The organism is Streptomyces sp. NPDC107528 (assembly GCF_055639295.1).
The window spans coordinates 33,732-59,452 of sequence record NZ_JBVKAV010000013.1 but is presented as its reverse complement, the minus strand read 5'-3'; the positions used below and the strand labels follow the sequence as shown (position 1 = coordinate 59,452).

The window sequence follows — 25,721 nt, the reverse complement described above, 5'->3', positions numbered from 1 at the left end:
GTTCCACCCCGTATTGAGGAGTCCCCCGTGGCCATCTCGGTCTTCGACCTGTTCTCGATCGGCATCGGCCCGTCCAGCTCCCACACGGTCGGTCCGATGCGCGCGGCACGCATGTTCGCCCGCCGGCTGCGCAATGAGGGTCTGGTGGACTCCGTCGCGTCCGTACGGGCCGAGCTGTACGGCTCCCTGGGCGCGACCGGCCATGGACACGGCACCCCGAAGGCGGTGCTGCTCGGCCTGGAGGACGCCTCGCCGCGCACGGTGGACGTGGAGACGGCGGACCAGCGGGTGGAGGCGATCAAGAGCGAGGGCCGGCTGCGGCTGCTCGGTGAGCGCGACATCCCGTTCTCCTTCGACGAGGACCTGGTCCTGCACCGCCGCAAGGCACTGCCCTACCACGCGAACGGCATGACGCTGTGGGCGTACGACGCGTCCGGCGGGGAGCTGCTCGCCAAGACGTACTACTCGGTGGGCGGCGGCTTCGTCGTCGACGAGGAGGCGGTCGGCGCTGACCGCATCAAGCTGGACGACACGGTCCTGAAGTACCCCTTCCGCACAGGCGACGAGCTGCTGCGGCTGACGCAGGAGACGGGCCTGTCGATCTCCGCGCTGATGCTGGAGAACGAGCGGGCCTGGCGCACGGAGGAGGAGATCCGCGCGGGCCTGCTGGAGATCTGGCAGGTGATGCGGGAATGCGTGTCGCGGGGGATGTCGCGGGAGGGCATCCTGCCGGGCGGCCTGAAGGTCCGCCGCCGCGCCGCGAACACCGCCCGCAAGCTGCGCTCCGAGGGCGACCCGAAGGCGCTCGCCATGGAGTGGATCACGCTCTACGCGATGGCCGTGAACGAGGAGAACGCGGCGGGCGGCCGGGTCGTGACCGCCCCGACGAACGGCGCTGCGGGCATCATCCCGGCCGTCCTGCACTACTACATCAACTTCGTGCCCGGCGCGGACGAGGAGGGCGTGGTCCGCTTCATGCTGGCCGCCGGCGCGATCGGCATGCTCTTCAAGGAGAACGCGTCCATCTCCGGCGCCGAGGTCGGCTGCCAGGGCGAGGTCGGCTCCGCCTGCTCGATGGCGGCGGGCGCGCTCGCGGAGGTGCTCGGCGGCTCCCCGGAGCAGGTCGAGAACGCCGCCGAGATCGGCATGGAGCACAACCTCGGCCTGACCTGCGACCCGGTCGGCGGCCTCGTCCAGATCCCGTGCATCGAGCGCAACGGCATGGCCGCCGTGAAGGCGGTCACGGCGGCGCGGATGGCCATGCGCGGGGACGGCTCGCACAAGGTGTCCCTGGACAAGGTCATCAAGACCATGAAGGACACGGGCGCCGACATGTCCGTGAAGTACAAGGAGACGGCCCGGGGCGGGCTGGCGGTCAACATCATCGAGTGCTGATCCCGCACGGATCGCCGGCTAGACGAAGAGCATCAGGGCGACCCCCAGCAGTACGACGATCACGACGAGGCTGCTTCCGATGAAGCAGCCTGGGTTGTTCATCAGGTCGGAGATCCGCACCATGGCGGTGGGCGGCTCCGGCGTGAAGGCGGACGGCTGCGCGGGGGCCGGGATCGCCTGGGGTGCCGGGGGCACGGACATGGGGCGGGGCAGGGCGGGTGCGGGTGGCGGCCCCTCGTTACGGCTCATCGCGTCCCGCAGGAGCTGGCTCCACAGCACCGGCGGCAGGTCGGGGATCCTTCCGTTCGCCGGTTCGATGATGCTCTGCCGGAGCCAGTTGCCCGTGGTGGGGTGAGGGTCCCGGCTCATGCGGTACAGCAGTTCCTGCAGATCGCGCAGATAGCGTTCGTCGCGGGCCAGCGGTGCGACGGCCCAGGTGAAGAGGCCGGCCGAGAGGTCGGTCATGGCCTTCCTCGACGGTTGCTCCCCGTTCGCCGTCTGCGGGGTGAAGTACAGGTTCCTGTGCAGCACCTCGGCGCACAGCTCGTGCCGCACGTCCAGGTCACGCGCCTCGACACGGTCCGGCCGGCCCAGCTCGTTCAGCAGCAGCTCCACCGAGTCCCGCGGCAGTTCGGCGGAACGCAGCTCGCCGAGGAGCACCTCGTCGGGCCGCGTGCGCAGATCCGCCATCAGGAGGCTGCGCCGGCTCCCGTCCCCGCGCCGGTACTCGCGCAGGTCCCGGCGCAGGGCATACAGGGCGTGGGTGTCGTGGCCGTTCGGGCTCCCGTGGGTGTGCGGCGGCCGGAATGGCTGCGGTGGCGTCACGGGGGCAGGGGGCGGCGTCGCCGGAGAGGTCGCGGGTGCGGGGCTCGCATACGGTTCTCCGTACGGCTCCGGGGCGACGGTGGCCCGGGCGGCGGCGGGTGTCGTGGGCCGCTCCGGCTCCCGGTCCCGCGTTCGCCTCGCTTCCCGATCCCGATCCCGATCCCGGTCCTGCTCCCTCTCCTCCCCCAGGATTCTCCAGAGCCGGTCACGGCGTCGCTCCCAGTCCAGGGTCGCGCCGTCGGGGAGTTCCCCGACGAGCTGCGGTACGCCAGGAGCCGCCTCCCGGTGCGCGAGGAGGTAGTCCACCAGCCGGGTCGCCGCCTTGTGCTCGAAGCGTGGTTTGCCGTGCGGGCGGCCCATGACCCTGGCCAGCGGGCCGGAACCGCCCGTATCAGGCTCCCAGCGCGGGACGGCCATCAGCCGCAGGGCGTGGGTGTCGACGGAGTCGCAGGTGGCGAACGTCCACTCCTGCTCCAGCCAGCGCCCGAACAGCAGAAAGAGCCCGAGATACACCAGCGGTACGGCGTCCCGGTCCGGCCAGTCGCGCGGGGTCTCCTCCTCCAGGAGCAGCGACACCCGCTGCGTCGGATCGCGCAGCAGCTCCGCGGTGGTGAGGATCAGCGCGTGCGCGACCTTCGGCAGCCGTTCCAGCATCTCCGGCAGCCGCTTGTGCGCGAGGTCGTCGAGTCTCGCGGAGTCGATCTCGGGCAGCCGCCCCGACGCCTGCTCGGCCCTCTCCTGCTTGCGCCAGCCGGGGTACGCCAGTCCGAGGCACTCACGGACCCTGAGGGTGTCTCGGTCGCCGATCAGGACATGGCTGACCGTGCTGGGCCGGCCGCCCCGGTCGGTGGTGGGCCAGCGCTGGACGAGCAGGACATCACCGTCGCGGGACACGGTGCGCACGACGCTCGGCCGTGCCGCCGCCGCGCCCGACACCCACAGCAACGGGCCCAGTTCCCGGCCGAGTTCCTCGGCCCGCTCGGGCTCGCAGGAGTGCGCGACGGCGTTCATGCCGGTGCCCTGCCGGCCGTGGTTGCCGTCCCAGCGGAAGACGGCCTGGTGGACCGGGCCCCGGTCCTGGAAGTCGCTCACCGATGTTCCCCTCCCTCGGATCCCTCGGGCTCCTCGGGGCCTTCGGACCTCTCGAATCCTGCGGACGTCGCGTCGAATCCCCCGGCTTCGTCCCACGGCACCGCCTCCAGCGCGGGCGCCTCGCCCACGGCGAACGCCTCGGCGCCGCCCGGCACTCGGATCAGCCCGTGCATCGCCAGCAGCGCGACGAGCGGCTCCAGCACCCGCCGGGGCCCCGCGCCCGCCGGATAGCGGCCCTGGTCCTCCTGGCCGCCGGTCGCGGACGCGATGTGCAGGGTGCAGCGGCGGATCGCGTCGAAGGGGCGCAGCCACGCCTGGCCGGCGTGCCGGCGCAGCAGCCCGTGGACGTCCCGGCTCTCCTCGCGCATGAGCGCCGGGTCGAGGGAGCCGCCCGGCGGGCGGGTCAGCCACCGGTCGACGGGCGGCTGGAACCTGAGGAGGTCCGCCTTGCCAAGCACCATCGCGGCCGGCACGTCCACGTACGGGCCGTTCTTGGGCAGCCGGTCCAGGACGGTACCGAAGGCGAGGTCGCCGTCCCGGTTCACCTCGACCCCCCAGCGTTCCCTGGCGTGGTCCAGCTGCGGCAGCGGGAGGGCCAGCGCCGGGTCGACGACGAAGACCAGGGCGTCGACGCCCAGCAGGAACCGCAGCGCCGCGTCGGTGCGTACGAGGTCCTCGCCGCCGAGGTCGAAGAAGGCGACCGGGCGCACCTGCCCGCGGGCGTCGGTGATCAGCAGGGACTCCACGAAGCGGGCGAAGTCGTCCAGACCGAGCGCGGCCGTGTGGTCCAGGACCTTGCCGTTGCGCAGCGGCTGCACCCGTTCCCGAACGAACCGGGCGTGCTGCTCCGGATTGACGGACTGCCACTTCAGGCCGTACGGCTCCAGCCCGCCGTCGGTGATGGCCGCGATCATCTGGGTCAGCAGATGGCTCTTGCCGGTGGAGGACTGGCCGACCATCGCGACGGTCAGCGGGCGGCCGTACGTCAGGTAGGGCACCGGGATGAAGTGCTCGGGGAAGTCCGGGTCCGCCGTGCACTTCTGGACGGCGCCACGCATGATGTCGGTCCGCCGCACGGGGTTGGTGATGCCCGCCAGGTCCAGCGGCTTGTACTGCATGCGGCTGTCCGTGACGAACAGTTTGGTGAGGTCGAGCTGGATGGTCTCCAGGCAGTACGGGCACAGCACCTCGCCGTCGCCGCGGGCCGCTCCGTCGCTCCGCCCGGCCGGTGCCTCGCGCTTGAGGCGCAACGCCTCGTCGAAGGCCTCGTGGTGCGGGCGCGTCTCGTCGGGCGGCACTGCGAGCCGGACGCGGCGGGCGGCGCCCGGCTTCACCAGGTCGAGCACCTCGGCGGGCGTCGGCCGGTCGGCGGCCCGCGGCGCGAAGGCGTCCCGCAACGTCCGGTCGAGCCTGCGGTGTTCGGCGAGGTCGGGAGGTGTCCGGTCGGCCGGTCCGGGCCGTCCGGTCACCAGCTGGTAGAGCACCTGGGCCGCGCTCCACACCGCGTCCCTGGAGTCGGCGTGCCCCTCGCCCCTTCGCTGTTCCGGCGGGCAGAACGGCGTCCGGCCCCACGGGCGCCTCGGCCGGCCGCTCCGGGTTACCGACTCCAGCCCCCACAGCTGCGCCTTGGCGCCGTCCCAGCGCACGGAGTTGGGTGAGATGTCGCGCGGTACCAGCCCCTGGCCCTCCAGCAGGCACAGGGCCAGCATCAGATCCCTGGTGAGGACGTCCTGGTCGGTCGCGGACATCACGTGGATCCGTGCGACGGGTGTGCCGCGCGGCGGGTCGTACAGCAGGAACGGCTCGGCCGCGTCCAGCTCGTAGCCGACGATCCTCGGGAAGAGGGCCGCGAACTCCGTGTCGCCGAGCAGGTGTTGCAGTTGCAGGGCGGTGCCCGCCTCCGTGTCCAGCAGGGCGCGCGCCGCCGGGTTCGCGGCGTCCTTGGCGCTCAGGCGCACCTGCACGCACTGCTGTCCCTCGTCGTCGAGCCTCGCCTTGCGGATCAGCTGGGGCAGCGGCCGGTCGCGACGGACCTCCCGGCCCACGCGCACCGGGGTGACCCGGCGCCGCCCCGAGGGCACGGTGAACGCGAGCTTGTCCGGAGGCGGACCGCCCGGCCCCTGCGGGGGATACGGGATGCTGCTCACCGGCGGTCCTTTCGTTCGTACCTGAGCACCGGGGTGTGCGGGTGCACCCGGGCGGGGTGCGGGAGACGGATCACCAGGGGTCGCCGTCCCCTCGGTCGCCGGCGTCCGGCCGGCCGTCCGTGTCGAGCCAGTCGTACGACTCCGCCGTCCGGTCATGGGAGTTGGTGCGCGCGTGGCGGTTCACCGGCTCGGCACGGTCGTACGGGTTCGTCGTGCCGTACGTGTTCGTCGTGCCGTACGTGTCCAGCGCGTCGTCCATGTCCAGTGCCGCGTCCGCGTCGGTCCCGTCGGGCTCGGCGCCGTGCCGGGGGCGGACGGTGTGCACCACGCCGATCCGGAGCGGGGTGAGCCGTACCAGGCCGGCGTAGCGTCCCGACGACGTCCACAGGACCTCGTCCGGGTGGACCGAGCCGCTGGACCGCCAGGCCTTCTCGACTTCGTCGCGTACGGCCCTGGGGGCGAACCTGAGCCACACCGCGGCCGCCGGATCACGGCTGAGCAGTGCGCCCTGCTCGGGTGAGGACAGCTGTACGACGGCCTGCCTGTCGGCCTCGGCGCCGACCAGGTCGGCCGGTCGGTGCGGGTCGGTGCCGAGGAGGCCGGCCGAGGTGGCGCGGAGGCGGCGGGGGGCGGCGAACGGGGGCGGGGCCAGGACACCGTTGTGCTGGAGGTGATGACGGGCCGTCGACAGCAGTGCGCGGACCCGTTCCTCGGTGCGCCGGACGGCGAGGGTGCCGGCCTGGCCGCGTTCGACGGCACCCCAATAGGACTTCATCGCCTCCAGGGCGGCGTCGGTCAGATCGGCCGACAAGGTGGCGACCAGGTCGGGACCGCCCTCACCGCTCTCCCGGTCCAGCCAGCGCGGAACCCCCCTGGCGCGGTCCCGCGACGGGGCGGCATAAGTCTGCTCCGGACCCGTCTCGTGGCCCTTCTCCTGTGCGGGCTCCTCCCACGACGGACCGTCGTCCCAGGCGTACACGCTCGCCCAGTCGCTGTCACCGTCGTCGGACCCGGCACCGGAGTCGTCCGGGCCGAGGTCCAGGTCGTCGGCGAGCCAGTCGTCCTCGGCAGGCGTGCGGGCGCCGGCTACGTCGAATCCGCCGGGCACCCCGGCCGCCGCGACCCGCGCAGGCTCGGGCACCGCCTCGGCCTCCGCCGCCGCAGCCGTCGCCCGCAGCATGCCGGCGACGGAACGGGCGGCGTCGGCGCAGTACAGGCGCTCCTCGACGGCCCAGTGTTCCCGGACCGCCTCGGCGAGCAGGGCGTCGAGCCCGTCAAGGGCCCGGCGCAGTACGGCAGTTGTGTGGCCCGGCGCCCAGTCCGCGGCGGCTGCCCGCCACAGCCGGCGTACCGTCTCCAGCGCGACGCCGAAGCCGAGCAGCAGCCCGATCGTGCCGAGCCAGACCGGGGGTTCGGTGGCGTATGACACCCCGGCGCCGACCGCCGTGCCGCCGACCGCCGCGACCCTGGGGGCGACGGCCCAGCGGCCGGGGCGTCCCGCACCGCGCAGCCGGGCCGTCCCGAGCATCGCCATGCCGACGAACAGCAGCGGCACGACGACCGCCAGGGCGAGGAACGGCCCCGACCACAGCGCACCGAGCAGGCCCGCGCAGGCCGCCGCCAACGGCCCCGCCACCGGAAGGCCGGCTGCCGCGGCGTCCGCCGTCCCCGTCTGCCGGGCCACCGCCTCGGCGGAGTACGGGGCGAGCCTCGGCAGCAACGCCGTCCCCGGCAGTGGCTCGGCGCGCCCGGCGAGGCCGGTGAAACGCTGGGCCACCGACCGCAGAGCGAGCCCCTGACCGAGCAGCTTCCCGGCGAACTCCCTCAGCCCCTCGCCGATCCGCTCGCCCATGCCCTCGGCCGACGGCACCCGCAGTCCGAGGGCCGCGAGCCGGGTCGCCGACTCGGCGGCGGACGCTGCCGTGCCGCCGCCGCTGCGCAGGGCCGTGGCGACGAGATCCCGGTAGTTGTCCAGCGCCTGACGTGCCTGGTCGACGTCCGCCTCGAACGCCTCACGGCGCGACGCGCGCAGCAGCCCGGGCAGGGTCCGCAGCCCGGCCAGCGCGTCCTCGGCGTGGTCGAGGGCGTCCGCGCAGGCGCGGTGGGCGTCGTCCGCCACTCCGCCGGGCTCCCGGTGTCCCAGGTCCTGGCCGCCCCGGCCCACCACCAGACGGCGCAGCGGCTCCGGCAGATCGGCGCCGGAGGAGGCGGTCAGCAGGACGTCCGGGGCGAGTTCGGTGTCCTCGCCGGCGAACCGGGTGAGCGCGTCGCGCCAGGCCCGGTCGCGCACCTCCGGCGGCAAGTCCTGCTCCAGCAGCCTTACGCCGGGCGCGGCGACGGCCTCGGGCAGCGACTGGATGCCGTGCAGCACGCTGAGGTAGACGTCCGGGACCGACAGCACGTCGACGAGGGCCGCCAGCGCGTCCGGGTCGTCGGGTGCGGGCTGCTCCAGCGCGGTGCGGGCGGAGCGCAGATCGCCGGCCCACAGCAGCGCGCTGCCCGGCGCCCTCAGCACCGAGGGGCGCAGCAGCCGGCGGTCGGGCTGGAAGCCGCCTTCCTCGCCCGCGAACGAGCCCGGCGCGCTGCCGACCAGCAGCACCAGGAGCCTGACCTCGCCCACGGCCCGGTAGCCGGTGATGAGTTCGTACTGCGGCCGGTGATCGGTCAGCCCGGCCGGGGTGTCGACCACCAGGAACAGCGGATCGTCGGGTTCGGGCAGCCCGGCCCGGCCCAACTCCTGGGCGACCCTGGCCCGCAGCGCCGACGGGTTGTGCAGCGCTGCCGCCCCGGCCCGCAGGTCGAGATGGATGACGGCACCGAAGTCCTGCGACACGCTCACAGCACGTCACCGTCCCAGGAGCCGCCGCGCCGGGCGGCGTCGTCGTCCCATGGCGGTGGAGGCACGTCGTCCCGGTCCCGGGCAGAGGTCCGGGTGCCGTACTCCGCACCACGCTCCCGCCGCCGAGCACCCGGTCCGTCGCGATCCCCGTCGTCCCTGCGGTCGTCCTCGCCGGTCTCGTCGAAGTCACCGCGCGCGCCGCGACGACTGTCGCGAGGCTCACCCCAGAAGTCCTGGTCCTCGTCCGGCTCTTCACGCCGGCGCTCGCCGCCGTACGGCCCGTCGTGGTCGCCGTACCGTCCCCCGCTCCGCGAGTCCCGCTCGTCGGCGTTCCCGTCCCGGTCGCCGTCGTCGCGTCGGTAGGTGTCCCGGGAGTCGAAGGAGTCGACCGGGGCGGTGCCGAAGTCGTCGTCCTGGGGGCGGCGGCGGGGTTCCGTGAGGCCGTCCGGGGTGCGGGGGCGGATCGGGGTGCCGCCTCGGACGTGTTCCAGCAGGGTGCGCAGGGTCGGCTGGACGGCGCGCTGGTCGCCGAACTCGGTGTCCAGGGCGGCCGGGAGGGTCTCCGCCCAGAACTCCCACAGCGGCCGCACCCAGCCCTCGACGCGCTCGCCGCCCTGTTCGCGGCGGTCCGCGAGCAGCTCCAGCTGGCGCGGGGCGATCTTCTCGACGAGGTCGGTGAAGAGGGGGTGCGGTTCGCTGCCGGTCCGGGCGAGGCCGGAGGGCTGGGCCCCCATCAGCTCACGGCAGTAGTCCTCGACGGTCCGTTCGTCGTCGAGAACCGTCCAGCGTTCGTACGCACGCAGCAGCTCGGCCCAGCTGGACACCCCGCCGGGGTAGTCCCCAAGGCGCAGCCGCACGCCCGGGACATGGGCGCCCTTCTCGGGGAACAGCCGCAGCCGCACCCGCTCCGGCGACGCGGGATCGCCGTCGACCACGTCGACCTGGCCGTTCCACATGCAGCACAGCAGCCGGTGCATGATGACGCGCCGGTCCTCCTCGCTGCTCACCATCCAGCTGTCACGGAAGCCGAGCCGCTGCCGCCACCGCAGGACGTCCTGGGCCTGCTCGGAGTCCTTCGCGCGGGCCCACTGGCGCAGCACCTTGCGGGCCTCGGGCACCTGGGTGAGGCTCATCTCGCTGCGGAAGAGGACCACGGTGACGGAGTCGCTCTCCACGCCCCGGTACTCCACGGAGTTCTTCGCGTCCGTGGGCAGCCGCAGCGTCTTGCCGAGGTACTCCTGCACCTCCTCCACGGCCTGCACCCGCGGATGGGTCACCAGCACCCGCAGCAGTCCGGTGCCCTCCGGGGTGAACCCGACCGGCAGCAGCCCGGCGAGCTTGCGGCCGAAGAGGTCGAGTGCCTCTTTGCTGACCTGCTCGGTGGCGTCCGCGTCGCCCGCCGCGGCGGCCAGCAACATGCCCATCGACGGCAGCAGCGGCCGTTCCTCCAGGTGCGCGCCGCTCTCGGCGAACAGCCGGGTGATCCGGGCCTCCAGCTGTCCCTTGACCCGCGCCACCGCGCCCTCCGGGTCACGCCGGCTGAGCGTGTGGACCTGGCGCCAGGTGTCGCCGTCGACCAGCTTGAGCAGCAGCGCGGCCTCGTCGTCGTTCTCCCGCAGCCCCTCGCGGCGGATGAGCCGGGTGACGACGTCCTCGTAGAAGTGGTTCAGGGTGCGCTGCGGCGGCAGCAGATACGAGATCCCGGTGCGGTCCTCGTACAGTTCGCGGCCCTTCTGCTCGGCGGTCTTGCGCTCCTGGTCGCTGTGCGTGCGGAAGGCGTTCACCAGGCGCACGATGTCGGCGCCGGCCGCGTCCGCGTGGGGCTGCCAGTGCTGTTGCTGCTCCCGCCAGGCCTCGTGCCACACCGTGCGGCAGCGCCACTGGTACCAGGCGTCCTGCTCCTGGATGGCCGCCTGGACGTCGTCGTCGCCCCAGCGGGCCGGTGCCAGGCCGCCCAACTGGCCCTTGATCCGGGGGATCTTGGGCGGCTGCTCCTTCACGCCCGGCGGGCGCTGCGGGGTGCGGGCGCGGTTGTCCAGCATGCCGAGGAAGCCGAGCCGGGCGATCGGCTCGTCGCTGTCGGGGACGCCTCTGACGACGCGTTCGGCGAGGAAGGGGTCCACGCTCTGGAGCAGTTTGTCGATGGCGGGGCGTGGCGCGAACCGGTCGGCCATGGCGGTGGCCGCGCGCTCGGCCTCGGCCCGCAGGTCGGACAGCAGTCGCTGCATGTCCGCGACGCGCTCGCCCAGCGCCTGCTCGATGTTCTTGCCGCCGCGCGGCAGCGGATCGGGCTCGGGCACCGGCAACTGCCTGCGCTCCCAGAGCTCTTCGAGGTGGGAGTCGGCGAACAGCTCCCGGATCATCGGCACCGCACTGTCCCGCAGCGCGGCGCGCGGCCGGGCCACGAGATCGGTGACCGCGAGGCGCAGCAGCCGCCCGGCCACCAGGTCGGCGAGCTGGTCCATCGGCGCGGTCATGGACGCCACCAGGCTGGTGGAGACGCCCTGCCGGCCGATGCCGGTCGGGGAGACGGCGCTGCGCTGCACGCCCCGGTTGATGAAGCTCGCGGCGAAGGTCGTGAAGTCGTCGTCGGAGGCCTGCTTGCGGCCCTGGACACGGCCGTCGCCCAGTTCGGTGCCGATCAGCGACATCACCAGGGAGACGATGGAGCGGCGCAGGTCGTCGGCGCGGATGCCGGCGGTCGGGCTGAACAGGAACGCCGTGGGCAGGATGCCGGTGCGCAGCCGGATCGGCATCATGCCGGGATAGCGGATGCCGAGGCCGACCTCGTGGTCGAGATCGCCGATCTCCGCGCCCTCCGACGGCGCGTTCTGCGTGTCGACCAGCCGGAACAGGTCGACCAGCGCCCGGGCCGCGTTGAGCTCGGCCTCCCTTCCGCCTCCGGTGGCGGCGGAGAACGACGACGGCATGACGACCAGCGGGTAGATCTTCACGCCGTCGAAGCGGCGCATCTGGAAGGCGTGGTTGATCAGGTGCAGATAGTCCAGGAAGATCCCGGCGCCGGTGCCGCCGGCCACCGAGAAGGCGACGAAGACGTCGCACCCGTTGACCTTGCCGCCGCCGAGCTCGCTCAGCTCGCCCGCCGCCCTGGCCATCGAGTCGATCGCCTGCAGCAGCGGCTCCAGGACGGGGGCGAGGCTGTGCCTCAGGGTGGCGAACAGGGCGGCGCGGCCGACGGTGGGCAGCTGGCCGGCGCCGGCGTGCAGCGGGGTGACCTTCGGTTCGTCGATGCGCGGCGGCAGCCAGTCGGCGACCTCGTCGCGCAGAACGGCCCGGAGCATCTTGGTGACTTCGGGTGAGGCGTCGAAGTTCGGCAGCAGGTTGTGGGTGGCCCGGGAGGTCCGGGCGTACGCCGCCCGCAGGGACGGGTCCACATTGAACTGCGGCAGCCGGTGGAGGTCGGCTTCGCTGTAGTCCGCGTACACGAACTGGAGGCAGTCGGGCAGTTGGAAGGGGGCGTGGCCGCTCTGCCGGCTCAGCGCCATGCCGTCGGGGCCGCACAGTTCGGCGCGCAGTCTGCGTTCCAGTTCGGCACCGACCAGTCCCCCGGTGCCGCCCAGGCCGACGAAGAGCATCGGCTGGAAGATCTTCATGGGTTTCCTCCCCGCTCTACGGCCGACGCGGCCGCAGGTTCGTGCTGGGTACGTCCGTGGATGTGCGGGTCACAGGTACGAGGTGAAGGGGCTGTCGTTGCCGCTGTCGCCGGGGCCGGTCGAGGAGCCGGCGCCGACGGTGGCCCCCGCGGCGGGCGGCCTGCGGCGATTGCCGCGCCCCGGCCGGGTGTCCTCGCCCAGGGCAAGGCTGAGCGTCTCGGTCAGCTGGACCTGGCCGCCGGTGCCCAGCGCGGTACGGCCGGCGCCCTTCGTGCGCAGCACCGCTCCGCCCTCACGGCTGCGCTGCACGGCGTACTGGCCGTGCGGGCGCCGCTCGATGCGTGGGCTGCGATGGGCCTCGACGACGGCGAACTCGTACCAGTGCTTGCTGTTGCCGTGCCCCGCCGGGTGCTCGTTGAGGACCCGGCCGTCCTCCGACACCAGTTGCAGCATCAGGCCGTAGGGGTCCTTGCGCCGGTTGCGCAGCTGCCACCAGGCGACGAGGGCCGCGGCGGCGAGGGCGATCAGGACGGCGGCCGACACGAACGCCCACCAGTACTTCTCCCAGATCCCCGGCTCCGGCACGACCCGCACCGACAGCGGTGCCCGTACGAGGGTGCGGTCGCCGTCGGTGGTGTCGACGGCGGTGACGGTGCCGGCGAGCTTCAGCCCGTCGTCGCCGAGGCGGTCGCCGAAGACGTCCGCGGGGGCGACCTCGACCTGCACCTCGCGGGTGCCGGACTCGCCGGGCTTCAGCGTGATCTCGGCGGGCTTGACGGTGAGCAGCCCGGACCGGAGGTCGGCCACGGACAGCCGCAGGGTGTGCGGGGTGTCGGTGGTGTTGTGGACGGCGAGGGTACCGGTGACGGTGGCGCCGGGGTGGGTGTCGGCGGCGGGCAGTTCGAGGGCGGCGGTGACTGGCAGCTCGCCGGGCGCGACCGTGCCGCCCTCGCTCCGGGTGTCGGCGCTGAGCCCGGAGGCCGTCAGGGTGGCGCTCACCTTCAGCGCGCCGTCGGCGTCCTTCGGGATCGTCACGGTGCCGGTGAAGGAGCCGTCGCTCGCCTTCGGGTCGGTGCCCTTGCCGCCGTCGGCGAGGTCGAGTGCCAGCGGGGAGAAGCCGTCCCCGGTCAACTCGCTGCGCACGCGCAGCCCTTCGTAGTCGCGCGGGTCCTTGATCTCGTAGCCCTCACGCGTCTGCAGCCGCATGGTCACGGTGACCTTCTCGCCGGCCTGCGGCGAGGGCGGGTCCATGGTGATGGCGCCGCGCAGCTCGCCCTGCCACAGCACGCTGACGGCGACGGGCAGCGAGCGATGTCCCTCCGGTGCCTCGGCCTTCACCTTCCACGTGCCGGGCAGCGGGTCGACGATCTTCAGCGCCTCGACGGGTCCGGTGCCGCCGGCCAGCTCGAAGCGGGACTTCTTGTACGTCCCCGAGGTGGGGACCTTGTCGCCGCTGGGGTCGATGTAGCTGATCCTGACCTCGGGGTCGCCCTTGTCGACGACGATGCTGCCCACGGTCGCCAGCGGGGAGATGCCGATCTCCAGGGTGGCCGGGGGCCGCTTGCTGGGGCCTTCCTCGTGGCGCAGGCAATGTGCGGCGGCGAAGATGCGCTCCAGCGTGGGGCCGACATCCTTGGCCCCGTTGACCTTGTGGGCCTTCGGGGTGGCGGAGGGCAGTTCGACACAGCCCTTCTGGTAGCCGCCGGCGGCGATCTGGTCGAGTTGCCCCTTGTCCGGGTCGGGGCCGAAGCCCAGCGGCCAGATCTGGACGTTCTGCGCGGCGGCGTCCTTCAGCGCCTGCTTCAACTGCCGTTCGCCCTCGGCCCGGCGGTGCGCGGGATCGCCGTACTTGGGGCTGTCCGCGACGTCCATCTTCCCGTCGGTCAGCAGGAACAGCACCCGGGGCTCCGAGGTGTCGGAGCCGTCGGTCAGATCGTGCACGCCCTGCCGGATGGCGCTCGGGAGGTCGGTGCCGGTTCCCTCGCTCTCCTTGCGGCTGCGCAGCTTGTCGACGCACTTGCCGACCATTTCGCGGCCCGCCGCGTCCAGCGTGGTACGCGGGCAGACCGGGTCGACCGCGCGCTGGTCGTCGTTCTCGGCGGCGGCGAAGCCGAAGACCGTGACATGCGAGGACGAGGACACGTCGCCCAGCGCGATGCGCGCGGCGGCGGCCTTCTCGGCCTTCATGTCCTCGGGCGCGAGGCTGGCCGACTCGTCCACGGCCACCGCGTAGTTGACCGCGGGGAACGCCGGTTCGGAGTCCGTCGCGGGCACCGGATCCTGACCTGCCGGTGCCAGCAGGGACGCGAACACCGCGGTGCCGCCCAGCACCGAGACCGCGGCGCGGCGCACCCGGCCCCTTCGTGATTGCCGTCTTCCCGTGACTCTTTCCACGGCCGTCCCCTGATTCTCGGAGAGTCTCTGCTCTGCGTGCGTAGGTTGCTTGGGGTGCTTGCGTTGTGCCGGCCGTCGCGCGTCAGCGCGCGGTCAGCCCCCAGACCACGGCCAGTGCCGCGGAGGGGGCCAGCGAGCCCACTCCCCAGCGGATGGCGCGGTACTTGGCGGTGAGGATCGAGCTGGCGTCCACGGCCTGGACGAGCAGCCACGCGGCCGGATCTCGCCCGGCCTCGGCGACCCGGTCGGACAGCTCCGCAAGGTCGCGGGCGGCCACCAGATCGCCGAAGTACGTCACCTCGTCCCGGCCGCGGACCGTGCCGGTGCGCGGCATCAGCGCCCCGACCAGCGCGGACACCGCGACGGCCCAGAGCACCCCGGAGAGGATCAGCGTCACGTCGGCGAACCCGTCCCACCTCGGGGTGCCGTGCCAGCCGACCAGGAACGCGGGCAGCGCGAGCGTCCCCGAGAGCAGCACGGCCGCCTTGGAGTCGGCCCTGCCGAGGTCCTCCCGGACGGAGTTCAGCAGCCGTTCCGCGATGCGCTCCCCCGCCCGGTCGTGGTGGTGCCGACCCCCGTCCGGCACGGGCACGACCGGGTCGGGGGAGGTGCGTGCCGCCCCGTCGGCGCTCATCGGTCCTCTTCCGCCCAGGACCAGCCGTCGTCCTCGCCACGTCGGCGTCGGCGCGGCGGCTCCCGGTCGTCGTCCACCGGGTAGAGCTCGGGCCGGTGGGTCTGACGCCGGTCGGCCCGGGTACGCGGGTCGTCGTATTCGGGTTCGTCCTGCGGGTAGTAGGGCTCCGGCCGGTAGGTCTGCCGGGGCGTGCGGGAGCGCGGGTCGTCGTCCTGGGGGTCCGCCCCCGGGTACGGCTCGGGCCGGTAGGTCCGCTGCCGGGCGGGGACGCGCGGCTCGTCGTAATCGGCGTCGTCGCCCGGGGAGTAGGGCTCGGCCCGGTAGGTCGGACGTCGGGCGGGGACGCGCCGGTCGTCGTGGTCGTGGTCGTCCGCCGGATAGGGGTCGGGCCGGTGAGCCCTGCGCTGGTCCGGGGCACGCCCGTCGTCGTGCACGCGGTCGTCCGCCGAGTAGGGGTCCGGCCGGTGGCTCGCGCGCCGGGTCCGGGTGCCCCGTGGGTCGTACTCGGCGTCGTAGTCGGCGTCGTAACCCGCGTCGTAGTGGGCGTCCCCTCCCCGGTACGGCTCCGTCCGGTCGGGTCCTCGCCTGTCCGGCCCCCGCCGGTCGGCGCCCCGTCCGTCGGACCGCCGGTCGGGCTCGCCCCGGGAGGGCTCTGCCCGCTGAGGGCGCCGTCTGGGCGGCTCGTCCGAGGCCCAGTCCGGGTTGAACGGGCGGCCGGAGGACGCCTCCAGCTCGCGGGGCCGACGAGCGGGCACCGTCCCGATGGGACCCACCATGGGCCGTCCGTCGCCCTGGTTGAGGAGGTTCAGGACCTGCGTCTCCACGTCCACGGTGGCGAGTTCGCCCCGCTGGGCCATGGTGAACAGCCGGGCGACCCGGTCCTTCTCGTCCTGCCTGCCCTCCTGGCGGATCTTCTCCAGGAAGTCCTTGGCCCCCTCGGGGTCGGCCGCGAGCATGAAGCTGAGCTGTTCCAGCTCCCCGCCCTGCAACATGCGCCGGTACGACTCCTGCCGCAGCCGGATCACCCTGGCCTGGGCGTGCGCGTCCCGTTCCTCGTCGGCGTGCTCGATGGTCCGGTCGTCCACCCGCAGCCGGACGTACAGCCGTACCCGCAGACCGAGTTCGGAACCCAGGTCGGCCCAGCGGCCCCCCGCGCACTCGCGTGTGATGGCGCGGTTGGCCTGCTCGGCCTCGGTCACCCGGTAGGTGGTGGTGACCTCACGCAGCCGTTCCAGCACCGGGGAGGTGAGCCGGTTGGCGACGTCGGTGACGACCTCCAGGGCGGCCAGGTGCGGGTCGGTCACGGCCCACTGGATGTCCACCTCGGCCTTGAAGAAGGTGGTGCCGCCGGCGGCCGGGAGCTCCATCTGGAGCGGCGTCACATAGGTGCCGAGCGCGATCTCGCACATGCTGTGCGTCCTGGCCAGCACCGGCCTGTCGACGTGCTGGACCCCGGAGGCCCTCTTCACCGTGTAGCCGCCGTTCCGGTAGAACTGCACCAGCGCCGACCGGGGGCTCACCTTGGGGAACCCGTCCGTCAGCGTGTTGAAGTCCCGTAGGAACGGACCCGCGGGTCCCGCGGGGTCGGCGCCGACCGCCTCGTCCCCGTCGAGCGCCTCGTCCTCGTTCTCAGCCATGCCTCTCCTCCTCGCGGGTCCTCTCCCGGCGCGGCCACTCCTGACGCGGCCTGTCGGGATGCGGCCTGCCGGGATGCGGCCGGTGCGGACCCGGCCACTCCTGACGCCGCCGGTCCTGGCGCGGCCCGTCCTGCCTCGTCCGCTCATCCGGCGCGACGGCGAGCCACCACAGGTCGCGTGCGTCCGCGTCGGGGAGCGGCTTCTCGTGGTCGCTCATCATTCGGCGCAGCAGCCAGTCCAGCCGCCGCCGGTCGTGCTCCTCGGTCGCCAGCGCGGGCAGCAGCTCCGCCAGCCCGGGCCGGGTCCACTCGGTGCCGTCCTTGCGCACGGCCGAGCGCAGCAGTTCCTCCAGCGCGTCCATCGCCACGTCCTTCGACCGCGCCGTGTTCAGCGCGGTCCACATCAAGTCGGCCATCGGCTCGACGAGTTCGGGCCGGATGGCGGCGAGGGCGAGCGCGACCGGCCAGTCCCCGCGGTCCGCCCAGGGGGAATCGCTGTCGTCCCCCAGGGAGTCGGGGTCCATCAGCAACTCGTCCACCGTCGTCAGCGCCAGCCGGACGGTCGCCGCGAGCCCCAGGTCCTGGTACGGCTCGCGCTTGTGGTGGGTCCACTCGGCCATCCGCGCCAGCACCTCGGCGGCGTCCGGCAGCACCAGCAGCCGGACGACGTTGTGGGAGGCGACCGTGACCAGTTCCCCGTCGTCACGGACCCCGATGCGGGCCAGGGCGTCCAGGGTGTCGTCCATGGTGGCCGCGGCGTTGCCGTACCCCAGCGCCCAGGCCGCACTCCAGCGCTGCGACGGGGTGCCCTTCTTGCTCCAGTCGCCGATCAGCCGGTGCACGGCCTTGCGGTGCGAGGCGTGGCCGGCCGCCTGGTCCAGCGTGGTGGCCGCGAAGATCAGCCGGCGGTTCGTCGTCGCCTCGGCGAGGGGGCGGATCAGTTCCGTGTAGCCGTGGTCGAAGTCCCGTACGCACAGCTCCCCGGCGGCGACCGCGGCGCGCATCCACACCTGGTCGCGCGGGTCGTCCGCCAGCTGCCGCAGCCAGCGCACCACCGGCGCCCGGACCGGGAAGTGCCTGTCCCACAGCTCGGTGAGCACCGCGGACGGCAGGGCGGATCCCCGGTACCAGATCAGCCGGGCCGGCACCTCGTGCCCGTCCACCTCGACCTTGCCTTCGGTGAGTTCGGCACGCGAGAGCGCCCGGTCGGCTTCCGGGTCGTCGCAGAACAGCGGGCGGGCCGGCGTACTGTCCGGGTCGGACTGCACGGACAGTTCCCAGGTCAGCAGGTGCGCGGCGGCGGCAACGGCACTGTGCGAGGCCCCGCCGAGTACGGCGAGCGCGATCCGGAACGCCACCGGGTGGAACAGCGTCGCCGTACCCGACCGTCCCGGGTTCCGGTCCCCGCGCTCCGCCTCGGCCGGCCGGACAGTCAGCGCCCGGTCCACTCCGGCGAACCACTCCTGGGCTTGTACGGCGGCCAGGCTCCGGCACCCGTCCAGCAGCGCATCGCGGGAGACGTCCCCCAGCACGTGCCCGGCCAGCAGCGATGCGAACACCTCGGCCTCGGCGGGCCGCAGGTCCTTCAGCCCGACGGCGTCCTTGACCTCCTCCCGGCCCGCGACCCGCTCGGCGCGGGCCAGCAGGTCGGCGGGCGCGGTGTCGTCCTCCCCGGCTCCGGCGGCGTGCTCCTCCAGCCGCTCCCGCAGCCGGGTGGCGAGGAGTTCCTCGGTCGGCGCGGGCGGGCAGATCATGCCGTACCGCCCGGCGAGCAGCGGATTCGCCGCCGACCCGACCGTCACAACGATCACCGCGAAGGCCTCGCAGCGGGCCAGGGCGGCGGCGAGCTCGTCGAGGTCCATCTCGTCCGGAGGCAGCGCTCCGGGCCGGGTGAGGGACAGCTCCAGCAGATACCCGACACCTGCCCGCGCCTCCTCGCCCTCACCGCCCCGCGACTCGTCCAGCGAAGCGGCCAACTGCCGTACCCCGCCGTCCGGATCGACCCTGAGCACCCGGGAGCCGGCCGGGGGCTCCGCGTCCGGGCCGGTGCCGGTGCCGTTCGCCGCCGAGGTGGTGACCTCGTCGAGGAGCGAGAGCGCCGTACTGGTGCGTCCGGTACCGGGCGCGGCACCGAGCACCAGCAGCCGCCGGGCGCGGAGCGCGTTACGCAGCCGGACGTACCCCGCGGGTTCGACGTGGGCCCGGCGGAGCCTGCGCAGTTCGTCCTCGGGCACGGGTCCGCTGCGCATTCCCGCGCCGAACCGGCGGGCGCCGAGCCGCAGGTTGATGTCGCCGATGTGGGCGTTGTTGAAGTACGAGCGGTCGAAGCGGTGCAGGTCCCGGCCGACGTCGAACAGCAGCCGGGTGGCCCGGCGGGTGCGGGCGGCGGCGGCGAGGTCGGTGGGCCCGTCCTCGCCCTGGTCCTCGGCGAGGGGATCGCGGGTGTACGCCTTGAACCGCCCGGCGGCGCGCTCCCGTTCCTTCTCCCGCTCGTCCTCCTCGTCCTCCGCCTCGTCCTCGGCGGACTTCTCGTCGTCGTCCTCGCCCTCGTCGTCCCGGGACTTGTCGTCCCTGGTCTGCTTCTTGCCGTCCTTGGCCTGCTTCTTGTCGTCGCCGGCTTTCCTGTCCCCGGCCTTCCGGTCGCCGGACCTCTTGTCGTCGGCCTTCTTGTCGTCGGCGTCGGACGACCGGCCACCGGCCGGCTTCTCGGGGGCGTCGTCGGCCGCGCCGCCCGCCTGCTCGTCGTCGCTCACTCGGCTCAGCCCCTCCCCGGCTCGGCGTCGCGGCCGGTGTTCCGGCCGATGTGCACGTTGCCCTGGTACTCGTTGTCGTGGTGATGAGACATGTCGCCGATGACGTTGTAATGAATGCCGACGCCACCGGGCCGATGACCGGACATCGCGTCGCCCACGACCTCGAACTCGTCGTTGTCGCCGAACTCCTCGGCGTCGCCGAACTCGTCACCGTTGACGGCGTTCAGGGGGCCGCCGGCGGCAGCGGACGACGACGGTGACGGCGAAGGCGAAGGCGAAGGCGAAGGCGGTGCAGGGTCGGGCTCCGGGATCACCGGAGCGGTCCGCCCGGGCAGATGGAACCAGGCGGTGACCTCGCCCTCCTTCAGCTCCAGCCGGGCCGGCGAGTAGTGGGCGGGCTCGATGAACTTGCCGCCGGCGCCGACCACGTCGTCGTACAGGGACTGGGACGTCACCAGCACCAGGTCGGCCTTCTCGGCGTCGAGCAGCCCGCGGGCGACGGAGGAGTCGGCCAGCCTGCAGGCCAGGTCGACGGCGCGTCCGCTGATGCCCCGGCCGTCGTGCCGTACGGGACCGACATGCATGCCGATGCGCAGCCCGAGGGGCACGGCCAGGCCACGGTTCTCGTCCCGCAGCTTCTCGTGCACCTCGATCAGCCACAGGCCGAGCAGCCGGCTCGCCGCGATCCGCCCCGGCACCGACAGCAGCACCCCGTCGCCGCGGTCCTCCAGGTGTACGGCGTCCCGCGCCACCTTGGCGTGGGTGAACGCCGTCTCCAGCACGCGGTAGATGCGCTCGCGCATCCGCACCTTGTCGACGTCGTCGTAGGCGCCGGAACGCCTGGCGTCGACGCTGATCACCAACTCGTAGTGCGCTTCGGTGATGTCCAGAGCGTCGTGGTTCACCCGTGCCCCCTGCATGTCCCGTCCTTGCCGAAGAGTGGTTCGTCCTGCCGAAGAAGTGCTTCGTGGTGCCGAAGGGAGGTGGTTCGTCGTGCCGAGGAGAGGTCCTTCGTCCCGGCCAAGAGGTCGTTCGTCCCGCCGGGGAAGTGGTTCGTCCCGGCGAAGGCGTGGTCCGTCCTGCCGGAGAAACGCTCCGTCCCTTCAGCGTCGGGCCGGGGAGGAGTGGCGTCTGTAGCCGTTTACACACGGCGGGGCGCGGGTTTACTCCTGATGACCGTCCGCGAGAAGGGCCAGCAGTGCGGGGTCGAGGATCTCCACCATGCGGTTGCCGGTGCGGACGATGTGCTGCGTGCGCAGAAGGCGCAGGGCCTTGGCGACGGCTTCCCGGGTGGCGCCAATCGTGGCGGCCAGCTCGTCCTGGGCGAGGTGCACGACGGGGCCGGAGGCGGACGGGTCACTCGAAGGACCCGCTCCGGAGGGGGTGTACGGGCCGGCGGGTTCGGCTCCCGAGAGTTCGATGAGCCGGCTGGCCAGGCGCTGGAGCACAGTGAGCGAGGCGAGCGCGGACCGCTCCTGGTCGGCGCTGCGGAGGCGGAAGGTGAGCTGACGTATCACCAGGCCGCTGACCCTGGGATGCAGGGCGAGAAAACGACGAAACGCATCCCCGGATATGACCTGGGCCTCTATGGGGCCCAGCGCGCGCACGGTGGCGCTGCGGGGATGGGGGTCCAACGCGGCCATCTCCCCGAGGAGTTCACCCGGGCCGCGCAGGCCGAGTATCAGCCGAGTGGCCCCACGGTCCGTCACCACGGACACCGTCACCCACCCCCGCATGATGATCACGACATGACTGGACCGGTCGCCCTCCGTGAGGAGGTGGGCGTCGGCCTGGAAACGCTTCCGGCTGCCGAGGGCCATGACGCTCTCGCGCTCCTGAGCAGTCAGTGCAGAAGCGAATGCCAGCTCATTGCCGAGCAGTCCCATGGCCGGTCCCCCGCCGCATTCCGGACGCCTGGATTTTCGATGGGTGTAGATGCTGGCAGAGCGATGTTCCGGGTCGAGTGGATTGCGCCACACCGGGGGTACTGACCGGTACTTGAGGAATGCCAGGTAGATCACCCTGTCCTCGACATCCCCGTCGCATCCCGCTCAGGGGGGCGCACATCACAGAGCGTGCGCCCCCTGTCTGCGCCTTTGAGGACGACCTTGAGGTCAAACCCGGCGCACGAACGACCGCGAGCCCTGGAGGCCGATAATCGGCCTACCGGGGATGAGATGGCGCAAACTCGGGTTTGTGGCGTGGATGCTTTGGTGGCGACGTGGGGGCAATGTGAGCGGACAGTGAGTCGACCAATCCCGGGACGCCCACCCAAAAGCCCTTCTAGGCTGGGCACTTCGAGCACGAGGGGGTGAGCGGCATGGCGGGACGGCCGGAGAACGCCGCCGGGGTTGTGGCGGCGGTACAACAGATCTTCCGGGGCGGGCTGCTGAGCGGGCGGTCGGCCATCGCGCCGGACCTGGAGTCGTGGACCGCGGCGACCGCCTCCGACTTGCGGGCCCGCTTCGTGGACCAGCCGGACTCGTCGTCGGACACCTTCCTCGTCAAGCTGCGGCGCCAGCTCGACGGCGCGCCCGCCGCGACGATCGCCCTCGCGGCCGAGCTGCTGTTCGTGAACATGGCCCCGCTGGTGCCCGAGCAGATCGGAATCAGGAAGAAGCTCCAGATCCTCGACGAGGTCCTGTCCTGGGCCGACCTGGATGCGACGACGATCGACGTCGATCTGGGGACCTCTCTGACGGGCTTCCTGCACGGCGGACAGGGCTTTCTGAACTACCGGTGGGCGCAGTTCCAGATCCTGGTCCTGCTGGTGGAGCGGATCGCCGCGAGGCCCCTGCCGGAGCGGGAGGCACTGCTGAAGGACCCATGGGCCCTGCGGGACGAGTGCCTCGACGTGCAGCGGTCGGTGGGACACAAGAAGGGCCGCGCCCAGATCCACGTCCTGCTGTACACGCTCTTCCCGGCAGCCTTCCAGCCGATCGCCAGCGCCTACCACAAGCAGGAGATCGTCAAGGCCTTCGCTGACGAACTCCCGCAGCCCTCCGGCGACGACGACCGCGACCTGCTGGAACTGCGCAGGACACTGGAGGAACAGACCGGCGAACACGTCGACTTCTACGACGAGCCGTGGGTACGCCGATGGCGCGCAGGCACGGTCGAGCACGAGCAGCGCGGCTGGCTGGTGCGCGGCTACAACGTCGACGGACGCAACTTCATCCCGGCCTGGATCGAGCAGGGCTACTGCTCGGTCTCCTGGCGCGAGGTACCCGAGATCCCCTCCGACTCCACCAAGCAGGAGGTCCAGCGGGCGGTCGCCGACGCCATGCCGGAGGCCAGCACCCAGATGCGCGGCCAGGCCGCGTACCAGCTGCACGTCTTCCTCACCGTCATGCAGCCCGGCGACCTCGTGGTCACCGTCACCCCAGACGAGGTCCACGTCGGCACGGTCCAGGGCCCGGCGACGTACGACCCCTCGGACGGCCTCGACAACGCCCGCCGCCGAAGCGTGAGTTGGGCGACGGCCGGGCGGCCCCTCAACCGCGCGGAGCTGCCCGGGACGGTGCAGGCGCGCCTCCCGCTGCCGCCGACGGTGTACGACATCAGCAGCGTGGCCGCCGAGCTGGCGGAACGCGCGGGTCTGGAGGACGTCGTGGCCGAGGAGCTCGTCGACGTCGACGTCACCAAGCCGCTCGAACTGCCCCCCGTCACCGAGGAACTCGCGACGCGGCTGCTGATGCCGCTCGACTGGCTGCGGGAGACGGCCGAACAGCTCCACGATCAGGGCCAGCTCGTCCTGCACGGCCCGCCCGGCACCGGCAAGACCTACCTCGCCCGCGCCCTCGCCCGGCACCTGGCCGGCCCCGACCGGGTGGAACTCGTGCAGTTCCACCCCTCCTACACCTACGAGGACTTCTTCGAGGGGTTCCGGCCGGTGCGGGGCGAGGACGGCTCGGTGGTGTTCGACGTCCTGCCGGGGCCGTTCAGGCTGCTCGCCGAGCGTGCCGGCAAGGACCCGGCGAACCCGTACATCCTGATCATCGACGAGATCAACCGGGCCAACCTGGCCAAGGTCTTCGGCGAGCTGTACTTCCTGCTGGAGTACCGCGAGGAGCCGGTCACCACCCAGTACAGCCCGCACGACCCGTTCCACCTGCCGGGCAACCTCTTCCTGATCGGCACGATGAACACCGCCGACCGCTCGATCGCGCTCGTCGACGCGGCCATGCGACGCCGCTTCGCCTTCCGCCGGCTCTCCCCCGAACAGCCCCCGGTCCACGGCCTCCTGGACCGCTGGCTGCGCGACCGCGGCCTCTCCCGCACCCCCGCCCGGCTGCTGGACGAACTCAACGCGCGACTGGGCGACGCCGACCGTGCCATCGGACCGTCGTACCTGATGAGACGGGGCGTGGAGCGGCCCGAGGTGCTGGACCTCGTCTGGCGCACCCAGATCCTGCCCCTGCTGGAGGACCAGCTGTACGGCACGGGAGTCGACGTGGCGAAGGAGTACGGCCTCGACTCCCTGCGCACGGCGCTCGACTCGTGACCCACCTGAGCCTGGAGGTCCGGGAGACCGGCCCCGGCACCGTCCGGGACCTGACCGCCGACCAGGTCGCCGGTCTCCTCCGGGTGCCGGCGCTGCTACGGCTGACCCCGGCGGCGGGCGGCCGATGGCGGCTGACCGGCAACCAGAAGGTCGGCCTCGTCCGGCTGCGCACCCCGGCCGGCGAGGCGATCCGGCTCCACCTGCCCCCCAAACTGGCCGTCCACGACCTGCTGTTCCTGCTCACCTACTCCCCCACCGACCCCTGGCACCCGGACGACGTCACGGCCGCCGCCTCGAACGACCTGCTGCCGGCCCTGGCGGAACTGCTCGCCCGCACCGCACGCCGCACCCTGGACGCCGGAGTGCTGCACGGCTACCGCACGGTCGAGGAGGAACTGCCCCTGCTGCGCGGCCGGATCCGCACCGCCGACCAACTGCGCCGCGTGGGCATGCCGCTCCCCGTCGCGGTCCGCTACGACGACCACACCCCGGACATCGCCGAGAACCGCATCCTGCTCGCCGCCCTGCACCTCGCCGCCCGACTCCCGGGCATCCCCGTCCGCACCACCCTCACCCTGCGCCACCTCGCCGACCACCTCAGCGGCGTCCAGCCACTGCCCCCCGGCGCACCCCTGCCGCGCTGGACCCCGACCCGCCTCAACTCCCGCTACCGACACGCACTGCGCCTGGCGGAGCTGCTGCTGTCGGCACGTTCCGTACGCCCGGACGGCGAGGCGACCGTGTCGATGGAGGGCTTCCTCCTCGACCTGCCGAAGGTCTTCGAGCGCTTCCTGGAGGACACACTGCGCGCGGCCCTGTCCCCCCGGGGCATCCGATGCGCCGCCCAGGAGGGCCACCACCGCCTCGACGAGGCCGGGCAGGTGCGCTTCCGGCCGGACCTGGTGCTGTACCGCTCCGGCCACCCGGTCTCGGTCGTGGACGCGAAGTACGCCCACCTCGACGCCACGCCCCGCACCGAGCACATGTTCCAACTGCTCGCCTACTGCACGGCACTCGGCCTCCACCAGGGCCACCTGGTGTACGCGGCCGCATCCCAAGGCTCTCCGAGTGCCCCCACCCACCACACCATCCGCCGAGCCGGGATCACGGTCACGACCCACACTGTGGACCTGGCCCAACCCCCCGCGGACCTCCTCGGCACGGTCACGGCGCTGGCGGCACGCATAGCGATGTTCTGCCCCCACGAAGGAGGGGCATACACCAATTCCAACTCCCATCCCCCCACTGACACTGACACTTGAAGGAGCCTCCCCCCCCATGCTCCGCGGCATCGATGTAAGCGCATACCAGTCCTCGTCCTACGACACGGACGGCCTCTCCTTCGTCTTCATCAAAGCGACAGAGGGCCGCTCCTACATCAACCCCAAACTCACCGCCCAGACCAAACGCGCCCGCGACGCCGGCCTGGTCGTCGGCTTCTATCACTTCCTCTGGCCCGGCAACCTCTCCGCCCAGGCCGACTACTTCGTCAGCAAGGCCCCCGAGAAGGCGGGCGACATCCTCGCCGTCGACTGGGAGACGACGAGCGAGGGGACGCATGCGAGCAATGCGGAGAAGGACCTGTTCATCCGGAAGGTGAAGGAGAAGCGGCCGAACAATCCGGTCGTCTTGTACTGTAACCGCAATTACTGGCTCAATATGGACACCACGTCCTACGCCGGCGACGGCCTCTGGATCGCCGACTACGTGAGCGCGGGCAAGCCCCGCATCCAGGCGAAGTGGCGCTTCCACCAGTACACGGACAACCCGCTGGACAAGAACGTGGCGAACTTCGCGAGCAAGGCGGCTCTGCGCGAGTGGGCCGAGAACGCCTGACGGCCGTTCCGGCGCCGGACACGACGAAGGGGTGCCATCCGCCGTGCAGGCG

The 25,721-nt window shown here is 72.5% G+C and carries 14 protein-coding genes; 4 read left to right on the top strand and 10 right to left on the bottom strand.

The window, feature by feature from the left end:
* The first annotated feature begins 27 nt into the window (after window positions 1–27).
* Complete coding sequence (locus ACZ7L5_RS35505) at window positions 28–1,395, top strand: L-serine ammonia-lyase (RefSeq protein ID WP_471522190.1); 1,368 nt, start codon at window positions 28–30, stop codon at window positions 1,393–1,395.
* A gap of 18 nt (window positions 1,396–1,413) precedes the next feature.
* Here the strand turns inward: ACZ7L5_RS35505 and ACZ7L5_RS35500 are convergent, their stop codons facing one another.
* The 10 genes from ACZ7L5_RS35500 to ACZ7L5_RS35455 form a co-directional block, all read right to left on the bottom strand.
* Window positions 1,414–3,312, bottom strand: a complete 1,899-nt coding sequence (locus ACZ7L5_RS35500) for a hypothetical protein (protein WP_471522188.1) — start codon at window positions 3,310–3,312, stop codon at window positions 1,414–1,416.
* Window positions 3,309–5,459 carry a serine/threonine-protein kinase gene (locus tag ACZ7L5_RS35495; RefSeq protein ID WP_471522186.1) on the bottom strand — a complete coding sequence of 717 codons (2,151 nt, stop codon included), beginning with the start codon at window positions 5,457–5,459 and terminating at the stop codon, window positions 3,309–3,311. The genes ACZ7L5_RS35500 and ACZ7L5_RS35495 overlap by 4 nt, the downstream gene beginning before the upstream one ends.
* 70 nt (window positions 5,460–5,529) lie before the next feature.
* Window positions 5,530–8,298 (bottom strand): hypothetical protein, encoded by a 2,769-nt coding sequence (locus ACZ7L5_RS35490; RefSeq protein WP_471522184.1) that lies wholly within the window; start codon window positions 8,296–8,298, stop codon window positions 5,530–5,532.
* A complete protein-coding gene (locus ACZ7L5_RS35485; RefSeq protein ID WP_471522182.1) occupies window positions 8,295–11,912 on the bottom strand; it encodes a tubulin-like doman-containing protein in 3,618 nt (1,205 codons plus the stop codon). Before ACZ7L5_RS35485 ends, ACZ7L5_RS35490 begins: the two co-directional genes overlap by 4 nt.
* A gap of 69 nt (window positions 11,913–11,981) precedes the next feature.
* Entirely contained in the window at window positions 11,982–14,264 is a 2,283-nt protein-coding gene (locus ACZ7L5_RS35480; protein ID WP_471522180.1) for a VWA domain-containing protein, read from the bottom strand.
* Window positions 14,265–14,388: 124 nt separating this feature from the next.
* A complete protein-coding gene (locus ACZ7L5_RS35475; protein WP_328879195.1) occupies window positions 14,389–14,940 on the bottom strand; it encodes a Pycsar system effector family protein in 552 nt (183 codons plus the stop codon).
* Window positions 14,937–16,577 carry a hypothetical protein gene (locus ACZ7L5_RS35470; RefSeq protein WP_471522178.1) on the bottom strand — a complete coding sequence of 547 codons (1,641 nt, stop codon included), beginning with the start codon at window positions 16,575–16,577 and terminating at the stop codon, window positions 14,937–14,939. The genes ACZ7L5_RS35475 and ACZ7L5_RS35470 overlap by 4 nt, the downstream gene beginning before the upstream one ends.
* The gene (locus ACZ7L5_RS35465) at window positions 16,570–19,329 is read right to left on the bottom strand and encodes a hypothetical protein (protein ID WP_471522176.1); all 2,760 of its coding nucleotides are present in this window, start codon (window positions 19,327–19,329) and stop codon (window positions 16,570–16,572) included. Before ACZ7L5_RS35465 ends, ACZ7L5_RS35470 begins: the two co-directional genes overlap by 8 nt.
* A gap of 5 nt (window positions 19,330–19,334) precedes the next feature.
* On the bottom strand, window positions 19,335–20,249 hold the full coding sequence (locus ACZ7L5_RS35460) for a nucleotidyl cyclase domain-containing protein (protein WP_471522174.1): 915 nt from the start codon (window positions 20,247–20,249) through the stop codon (window positions 19,335–19,337).
* 243 nt (window positions 20,250–20,492) lie between these two features.
* Window positions 20,493–21,215: a Crp/Fnr family transcriptional regulator gene (locus tag ACZ7L5_RS35455; protein ID WP_328879199.1), complete on the bottom strand. Its 723-nt coding sequence runs from the start codon at window positions 21,213–21,215 to the stop codon at window positions 20,493–20,495.
* 434 nt (window positions 21,216–21,649) lie between these two features.
* Between ACZ7L5_RS35455 and ACZ7L5_RS35450 the strand changes: the two genes are divergently transcribed.
* Genes ACZ7L5_RS35450 through ACZ7L5_RS35440 form a run of 3 tightly spaced genes read left to right on the top strand, consistent with a single transcriptional unit; the run spans window position 21,650 to window position 25,669 of the window.
* The gene (locus ACZ7L5_RS35450) at window positions 21,650–23,833 is read left to right on the top strand and encodes an McrB family protein (protein WP_471522172.1); all 2,184 of its coding nucleotides are present in this window, start codon (window positions 21,650–21,652) and stop codon (window positions 23,831–23,833) included.
* Window positions 23,830–25,095, top strand: a complete 1,266-nt coding sequence (locus tag ACZ7L5_RS35445; protein ID WP_471522170.1) for an McrC family protein — start codon at window positions 23,830–23,832, stop codon at window positions 25,093–25,095. Before ACZ7L5_RS35450 ends, ACZ7L5_RS35445 begins: the two co-directional genes overlap by 4 nt.
* Before the next feature lie 16 nt (window positions 25,096–25,111).
* A complete protein-coding gene (locus ACZ7L5_RS35440) occupies window positions 25,112–25,669 on the top strand; it encodes a glycoside hydrolase family 25 protein (protein ID WP_471522168.1) in 558 nt (185 codons plus the stop codon).
* The last annotated feature ends 52 nt before the right edge of the window (window positions 25,670–25,721 follow it).